This window comes from Streptomyces sp. WAC04114, from assembly GCF_019733245.1.
In the GTDB taxonomy this organism is placed as follows: domain Bacteria; phylum Actinomycetota; class Actinomycetes; order Streptomycetales; family Streptomycetaceae; genus Streptomyces; species Streptomyces massasporeus_A.
This window is the reverse complement of sequence record NZ_JAIGQA010000304.1, coordinates 3774-5035: the sequence shown is the minus strand read 5'-3', so window position 1 is coordinate 5035 and position 1262 is coordinate 3774. Positions and strand designations below refer to the sequence as shown.

The 1262-nt window shown below is 73.9% G+C and carries 1 protein-coding gene; it reads left to right on the top strand.

Annotated elements, in window-relative coordinates; all coding sequences use genetic code 11:
* Positions 1–18: 18 nt before the first annotated feature.
* Positions 19–1262 (top strand): FAD-binding oxidoreductase (locus tag K4G64_RS38320; RefSeq protein WP_221760473.1); only part of this gene is annotated, 1244 nt, incomplete at its 3' end.

Genomic DNA, 1262 nt, shown 5'->3' with positions numbered 1-1262 from the left:
CCCCCCACGGAGGACGCGATGACCGCCCCCCACCACATGCCCGACCTCTTCGCCCTCTCAGAGATCCACGGCCCCGTCCTACGCCCCGGCGAACGCGCCTACGCCGACGAGGTCACCGGCTTCAACCTGGCCTCCCTCCACACCCCGGACGTCGCCATCGGCGCCACCGGCCCCGACGACATCGTCACCGCCATGCGCTGGGCCCACGCCACCCACACCCCCGTCGCGGTCCAGGCCACCGGCCACGGCGCCAACTTCCCCATCGAGCACGGCCTGCTGATCAACACGTCCCGCATGACGGACGTCCACGTGGACCCCACCACCCGCACCGCCACCATCGCCGCCGGCGCCAAGTGGAGCCACGTCATGGCCGCGGCCGCCCCGCACGGCCTGGCGGGCCTGTGCGGCACCTCCACGGACGCGGGCGTCGTCGGCTACACCCTCGGCGGCGGACTCCCGGTCCTGGGCCGGGCCTACGGCTACGCCGCAGACCTGGTCCGCTCCTTCCAGGTCGTCACCCCGGACGGGCACCTGCGCGAGTCGGACCCCCAGCACGAACCGGAACTGTTCTGGGCGCTGCGCGGCGGCAAGGGCAACGTGGGCGTGGTGACCTCACTGATCACCGAACTCCTCCCGCTCCCCCGCCTCTACGGCGGCGCCGTCCACTGCCACGCCGAACACACCGAGACCCTGCTGCGGACCTGGACGGAGTGGACCCGCACGGTCCCGGACGAGATGTGCAGCATGTTCTCGGTACTGCGCCTGCCGCCGATCCCGCAGATCCCGGAGCCCCTGCGCGGCGGCTTCTGGGCCCGGGTCGCGATCGCGTGGCCGGGCGACCCGGCCGAGGGCGAGGCCCTGATCGCGCCGCTGCGCGAAGCCGCCCCCGTGGCCGTCGACACCCTCGAGGAGATGGACCTCCCCGCCATCGACCGCATCCACATGGAGCCCCAGGACCCGCTCCCGGCCCGCGAGTGCTGCATGCTGCTGCGCGACCTGACCCCCGACGCCGTCGACACGTTCCTGGAGCAGGTCGGCCCCGGAGCCGGCGCCGAGTACCCCCTCCTCGTGGCCTCACTGCGGCACATGGGCGGCGCGCTGTCCCGCCCGTCCGCCGTCGAGGACGCCGTCTGCTCCCGCGACGCCCGCTACTTCATGGAGTCGGTCGGCATCATGCCCGCCCCACCGGTGGCCGAGGCCGTCGAGCAGGCGACCCGCCGCCTCTACACGGCCATGGCCCCGTACGGAACGGGCCGCACCAC